Here is a 7,135-nt window from a genome sequence, read left to right as displayed (position 1 = left end):
AAATCACCAGCGATTTTTCTTCATTTGGATATTCTCGTTTCGCTTTCCCTGCCGCGCTAGCGGCTCAGTTCAAGTGTGTTCTTCTCATGATGTCTTCCTTTCTGTTTCCAAGTTTGGTGACACGATAACCTATTCGAGCGGAAAAAGTTCCATTAACGCATCCAGAAACTGCCTCATCCCTTCCGCATCGGGATGGTTGATTCCGTTGACCAGCCAAGTCGTATAGGGAATTCCGAACCGCCACAGCCGGCCGTAACGGCGGGAAACATCCGCGAGCGCGATCCGGTTCCGCTGCGCGAAATCCCGCAGAAACCGCACATAGGCCAGGGGATCATCGTCGCAGTTCTTCTCGCTGGTCAACCCCATCCGGTCCGGGCAGATGTAATGCGGAGCGATCAGGATCAGTTCAGCGCCGATTTTCCGGGCATCCTCCAGGACCCGGCTGTAGTTCTCGCGCCACGACTCCGGACTCGAATCGGCGTCGTTGACGAATTCCATCACGATCAAATCGGGTTTCGGATCGAGCACTCTCGTAGCGTAATTCCATTGCGATCCAACGGGTTCAGAAAAAAACATCGAGCTGTTTCTCCCAGGCCATCCCACGGTAATCAATTCGATCTGCGCCCGCGTGAAACGTTTTCTCAGCGCAGCTGCGAATCCGCCGCCGATCCTTTCTCCGGGCTGAAGCCAGGTTCCGGCCGTGACGCTGTCCCCCCAGACAAGAATGCGCAGCGGTTTGCCTGCACGAAGTTTTTCCAGAGTCCGGGGCAGAAGCTCCTCTGCCACCGGGGGGACGCCCGGCATCGTCGTTTCGAGAATCGGAAAAAGCGCATCATCGTTCAACGTGGCCGTTCCCGGCGCAAAATAGATGCGCCCCAGCAATTGTTCGCCATAGCGCAGCGGCGGCAGCTGCGGCAGGGAGGCGGCCGGTACCCCCGTTCGAATCATCAGTGTCCCGTCCTCTCGCCGGACGACCGCATCCAGCCGCGCATTCCGGAAGCGGTAGTCGATCGACACGGCATCCTTTTCGCGGATCCTTCCACCGGGGAGCCTTCCGACCGTTCCCCAGACGGGATCGATTTCATAATCCCTTCCCCGTTCCATGAGCGTTCCATCGGCACCTTTCAGAACGACGCTCTCCGGGATCAGCGCTCCGGCGGCGGAACACTCGGCGGCGACTAGCTGCCTCAACACCGTGCCGCGCATCCAGCCCGGCTGATCCGGAGCAAAGGGGAGGATCGACTCATATCGTTCCCCGACAACAGATTCCGCTTCCGGCAACTCCACAGCGAGCACGGCTGACCGTCCCGTATCATCGATCACCCGGATCTCTCGGGAAGAGACCGCCTCCATCCGGCAACGCGCGGTCGGGAGCGGCAGGGAAATCTGCCGGTTGCCTTCGACTTCGATCTTCCGGCAATTCGAATCGTTGATCGCGATACCGGCATTCTCATTGAGCTTGTGAAGATTCCACATATTGTTCCGAACCACTCCTTTCTCCACCCGATCCAGAACGATCGAGCCCCGAACGAAAAATTCCTTCGCCCGATGTTGCCGATTGATAATGCGATTGTCGCGGAAAAAAAGATTTCTGACGCCCGAGGCATACAAACCCGCTCCGACCGGATTCAGGAACGTGTTGCCTTCAAACAGGATATTCTGTGTCAGCGATTCCACCGGAACAGCCGGCTCCGGCAACGCGTAGGTGAGAATCTCGACGTCGCGGACGACTCCGTTCGCCCGGGTCGAATTGACGTTCACCGAGTCAAACACATTATTGCGAATCACAACGTTGTCGACACCGAACCCCTCCCCCCAGAAATTTTCCATGTAACCGGTTCCGATCTGCATCCCGCCGGCCTGATTGTGGAAAAACCGGTTGTTCTCAATGGTCGCACTCCCCGCGTGCAGCAGCACCCCGCGGGCACGGTTGTTGTGAAGGAAACAGTTGCGGATAATGATGTTGCGACTGCCGTACGCCCGGTTGAACACCACAAAGCGGCGCCCCGTAAGTTCCGGCGGCAACGGCTCGGAGATCTCGAGCGATCCGCTGCCGTCGTTCCGCCCGTCCGGCAGCAATCGACGGACCGTCACCCGGTGACCGGTGGGAGCGAAATTCAACTCCCTCAGCTCCAACGGGTCGCCGACCCGGAACGTGCCGAGCGAAATCGTGCTCAGCTGCAGCCGATCCGGGGCGGTCACGGTCACAAGACCGTTGGTGTCGGCGATGTTCACGCAGTCGTCACCGCTGAATCCGAATTCGCAATCTTCCAGTTTCAGGAATCCAGACGACTGGCTGCTGTGAACCGGGTCGGCACAGCTGCTGATGCACCTTTCGCTCCCCTTCGGCGGAATCACCTTCACCCGCCGGAGCTCCACGAATTTCTGATCGCGCCCGGTCAGCAGTACACCGAATCCGGGAGCGCCGAAAATGGTGATATCCTCCAGCACAATCTCTTGATTGTCATCAAGATGGAACGCCCCTGAATCGTAGGAAAAATGACGCATCCGGAACAATTCTCCGGGATGGATGTTTTCGAAGAAGTGGCTCTGTTGTGCGGTATTTCTGCGGAGCAGCAGCCGGTTTGAAGCCGTCCACTCCATGTCGGCGGGCGGATAAGCCCCGGGAATGAACTCAAACAGCGCCCCCTTGCTGTTTTCACAGCCGACGGACATCGTGACCGGGTCGAGCTGTTCCACGTCGGCGATCCGCATGACGTCCCGGAACGGAACATCCTCATATTGCGTGAATTCAAGCTCGACCCAGTGCCGGAGCGGATCCACCCGGCGCGCCCTGACCACGCTCGCGAGCGGCATGCGCTCCCAATCCCAGTCGATCCGCAGATTCCTCATTGCGAAACGCCGGTTGAAACTCAACGCCATAAAAGAGCTGTGCATCGATTTCTCCGCACGATAGAAGATGAACTGCGCACCGTTACCGTCGATTTCAAAATCATGGAACCTCTCGATTTTCAACGGATTCGGAGAAAGGAACCGGAACGTTCCGGACGGCAGAATCAACCGGGAAGCATTCCGTTTGCGACAGGCCGCCATCGCCCGCTCCCATGCGGGGGTATTGTCCTCCGCCGTCTCGGAGAAGCCGAATTCTGCGCCGTCGACCACCACCGGATCGGCGGGAAAATGCGGACGCCTTACTTCGAATTCCACCGATCCGGTCGGAACTTTATCCGCTTCGGCAACTTCCGGACGCACAACCCGGAAGGGAGAGCCGGCGCGTGAAATCTTCAGCGAGTCGATCTCGGCAGCGATTTTTCCCCAGGCGTGAATCTGCAACGTATACGGGACGGCATCCTCCGGAATCCTGACCTCGAACTGAACCCTGCTCCACTCTCCGGCCGTGCCGTTTTCCGCATGAAGATCTTCGCGGTGATGCTCGACGTTGCATGGACGCGCAATGAACGCCAGACCGCCATCCCCCTCCTTCGCGAGAATCCGGTAGCGCAGGGAGATTCGATAGCGATTCCCAGCCGTAAGAAGATTCGACTCGTTCACCCACAGGATGTTCCAGTGATCGCGGCCCGTCCGCGTATCCACCCGGAGAACGCCCGGCTCTCCGATCCGCGCAAAAAATCCGGGTATTCCGGAGAAGCCGCTCTGAAGCAACTGCCACTCTCCGCCTGCGACATGCACCCCGGCGACGCAAACCAGAAGAAGCGCTGTTTTACGAAACATCCCCACGTCGGTCACTCCCCGTCAAATTCCATCATCAGCGGTTCGAGCGGCGGAACATCCTGAACCAGAACGCATTCCCGGAAACGACGTTCCTCTCCCGCGGCCGAAACGACTTTTCCGCTGCGTATGCCGGGGAACTCGATTTCGACCCTCTCCGACTCCGTATTGCAGTTCGCCAGAATCAACGCCCGGCGCTCCCGGTAACTCCAGCTCGAACTCACCACCCACGGCAGAGACAACGGCGCACGACCGTCCGGGAAATGAAGTTCCCAGCTCGCCCCGCGCACCGGCATCCCCGGCTCCATGCGACCGAAAACCAGAAAATCCCGGGCCGCACCGCGGCGCATTCCGTTCAGATTCGCAATCAGCTTCATCAGAATCTCCTGGTCGGGTTCCTCCTCCTCCCAGCCGCACACCCAGCTCCAGTGCATTCTGCCGCCGTCCTTGAGCGTAACGGAGAGCACTTCCCCCGAAATGAACGAATAAGCCAGACGATACGCCAGAAACTGCGGACTCTTTTTCCGGTCAAACCATCCCGCAAGGCAGACTCCGTTGCCGGTGAAATTGTTGATGTATTCGTGAAACAGCATGCCGTAAGCCGGAACAGGCCGCGCATAAGCCCAGGCCAGGTGGTTGCGCAGATCGTTAAACGGCAGAAAGCGGATGTAAGGTTCCGCTGCCGCGTTTTCGCACCCGAGAATGACGTTTCTCCCGCCGGCGGAAGCACTTTCGCTCGAACGACTCAGGAGATGCATCATGGCATCGGTCAACCACTTGCCGGGTGCTCCCGGATGTCCGTGGGCCGTGTTGTAGCAGAACGGCGCGCTGCACCCCTGATTCTGATCGAAAAACTGGATGTAATCGACCGGACTGTCCGCGATTTTGCGGATTTCACCGCAGACGGTTTCGGTCGTGAAGTCGCAGGCGGGACACATCTCGTATCCGATCCGCTGCCCCGCCCCCGGAGGTCCGTTGCAGACGGAGGCGTACATCTCACCGCGCGGTCCGGTTGCCATGACCCGTTCAAGATGCTTCTCCTGGAATTCCCTGTCGCGACGGTACGAGAGGTCGATCGAACTTGTCTGCGTCCAGCCGATTCCGGAACAGTAGACCCCGAGCAGATTGCCCTCCGCATGCAGTTCCTCCCCGAACCGCCGAAACATCTCCTCCCCTCCGAACGGCGGCCAGACGTAAGGCGGCGCCCACGGCGCCGTTCCCTCCCAGTGCATCAAAAGCGCCATGATCCGGCTCTGATAGCGTTCGGCGTATTTCCGGATGACCGGAAGCGCATTCGAGTAGGGAAAATACTCGTTTCCCTCGATGCTGCCGGTATCGAAACCGCGTCCCTTCACCGGATAGATCAGCACGACCGGCGACTCCAGAAGCCACTCCGGGACATGGGGATTGTCGGAGAGCTTCGGCGGCAGCGCACCGTCATTCGCCTCCATCCAGGCGCGATACCGCAGCGCCGCCTGCTCCCATCCTCCCCGGAATCCGCCGGTGACCAGTGAAAACGGCAGCGAAAAATCGTTCTTCCCCTTCTCTCCGCAGAAAATCTGAAAGAAGAGCCGGACGGCCTCCTCACCCTCTCTGACCAGCTCCACTCCCTTGGGCAGATGCGAGGCGTCGTGCGCGGCGAAATACAAACCGGTCTCTCCACTCCAGTGCGCCATGAACTGCATGGGGCAGGTACCCGGATAATAACCGGATACCCCGTTCAATGGATAAGAGAGCATCCGCCCGCGGAAATACCCGGACTCTTCCCGCGTCCGCAACTCGTCGAAGACCACGCCCTCCGCTCCGGGCCAGAATATCTGTCCGCGGCCACCCCGCTCCTTCAGATCGTACGGAACGAGGATCCGGGGGAAATCGATCCACTCAAGCGTGAAATCCGGAACAATCCCCTCCAGTGCGATGTGCCAATCCGCTTCGGAACCGCCCTCCGGCAGCCGGACCGTCACGATGGCGCGCAAATCCTCCATGGCCGGATGCCCGGAAAAGACGATGCGCAATGCGTCCCGTTCCTCCCGGACGGCCGGAGCGGATGCGAAACCGGCGCTGGAGAGCCGTACCGCCCTCCCTTCCCGGTCGATGAAACTCAGCCAAAATAACTCGTCCGCCGGCGTTTCCGACAGCAACTCATGCCCATCGAAAACAATCTGACGCAAGGAAAAATTTTCCGTAAAATCGATCTGTATGCTGGAATTCCCGAATATCATGAAAACGCCCTTTCCGTTCCGATTCCGAATCAGGCGCCGACGCGGACACCACTCCCGGACCTATTAATATTATAGCGGAAAAGGGAGGCGAATCCTTAAGGAAATGCTCTTTTTTCGGTGTTATCTGCCAATTATGGTTTCTTCCGGTACTGCAGCGGCGAAAGTCCGAAAAAATTCCGGAACTGGTGGGAAAAGTAATTGCTGTCCTGAAATCCCACGAGAAATGCAATTTTCTGAATCGAGTCGCTCCGGTTTTCCTGGAGCAGCTTCGCAGCCTTGCGCAGCCGGAGATTCAGGAGGTAGCGGATCGGTGAAATTCCCGTCATCTCGGCAAAAACCCGGCGGAAGTTGCTCTGCGACATGTTCAATGAACGTGCCAGTGAATCGAGCGACATCTCCTGACGAAAATTCAACTCCATGAAGGACAAGATCTTGCTGATCTCCTGCGCATAGTGGTAGTGGATACTGTGTTCGCTGCGGGCCCGGCAGTTGCGGGAAAGCAGGATCAGAATCTTCAGGAAATCGCTGAGAATATCGACCCGGCAGCCGGGCAGCTGTTCCAGAAATTCCGTCCGGATCGTCCGGCAGAGTTCATGCGCCTGATTCAGAATCGGCGGCGGGATGAAGAGATTTCCGCTCATGCGCTTCTCGATCTCCATGCCCGGCTCCAGCGAAAACAGCAGATGATAGCCGCTGATCCGCTCAAGATCGCTGCGGAACGGTTCGAGAAATTCATCGAAAAACAGAAAACTGTACAGCTCAAGATCATCCTCGTTGAGATAGGAGTGGGTCACCCCCGGCATGATGACAAAGATGTTGCCCGCCGCAAGCCGGAACTGCTCCCCATTGAAATTGTGGATTCCGCTGCCGTGTGTAACCACCACAAGTTCAAGGAAATCATGCGAATGCTCCGGCTCTTCTGGAATACCGGCATAGACGCTTCGGGACAGGGACAGTCCAAAATCCGGCAGCAGCGCGTGATCGTGAAAAGAAACCACCCTCGTCATCGTTCGTCGCTCCTTTCGAACCGAAATGTGTTTCGCCCGCAGCCGCCGGGCAATGCGATCAGCCCGAACCGTCCCATTCTGCGTCTTCCGCTGGAATATAACACGGAAACAGAATTTTTCTCCAACCCCATCCACTTTTTCTCCGGAAAAATTCCCGGAGACACCCGAATATTCTGGAAACCGGGTGCTTTTCTCCTGTTCCGGATTGTTTTTTCT

At 57.9% G+C, this 7,135-nt stretch carries 3 protein-coding genes; all 3 read right to left on the bottom strand.

The features are described 5' to 3' along the window. Positions 1–129 precede the first annotated feature (129 nt). Complete coding sequence (locus Q0K10_RS09575; protein WP_294506343.1) at positions 130–3,693, bottom strand: GDSL-type esterase/lipase family protein; 3,564 nt, start codon at positions 3,691–3,693, stop codon at positions 130–132. An 11-nt stretch (positions 3,694–3,704) separates the two neighbouring features. Continuing rightward, positions 3,705–5,861, bottom strand: coding sequence for a DUF6259 domain-containing protein (locus Q0K10_RS09570; protein WP_294506341.1), 2,157 nt, complete (start codon positions 5,859–5,861; stop codon positions 3,705–3,707). 182 nt (positions 5,862–6,043) lie between these two features. Further along, the gene (locus tag Q0K10_RS09565) at positions 6,044–6,919 is read right to left on the bottom strand and encodes a helix-turn-helix domain-containing protein (protein WP_294506339.1); all 876 of its coding nucleotides are present in this window, start codon (positions 6,917–6,919) and stop codon (positions 6,044–6,046) included. Positions 6,920–7,135: the final 216 nt, after the last annotated feature.

The organism is uncultured Victivallis sp. (assembly GCF_944391105.1).
Lineage (GTDB): Bacteria > Verrucomicrobiota > Lentisphaeria > Victivallales > Victivallaceae > Victivallis.
The sequence above is the reverse complement of the archived record's forward strand: the minus strand, read 5'-3'. Positions and strand labels throughout refer to the sequence as shown.

What these genes read in the sequence shown, in the direction of transcription:
- Q0K10_RS09565 (WP_294506339.1), bottom strand. Translation starts at nt 6,919, where the DNA reads ATGACGAGGGTGGTTTCTTTTCACGATCACGCGCTGCTGCCGGATTTT.
- Q0K10_RS09575 (WP_294506343.1), bottom strand. Translation starts at nt 3,693, where the DNA reads ATGTTTCGTAAAACAGCGCTTCTTCTGGTTTGCGTCGCCGGGGTGCAT.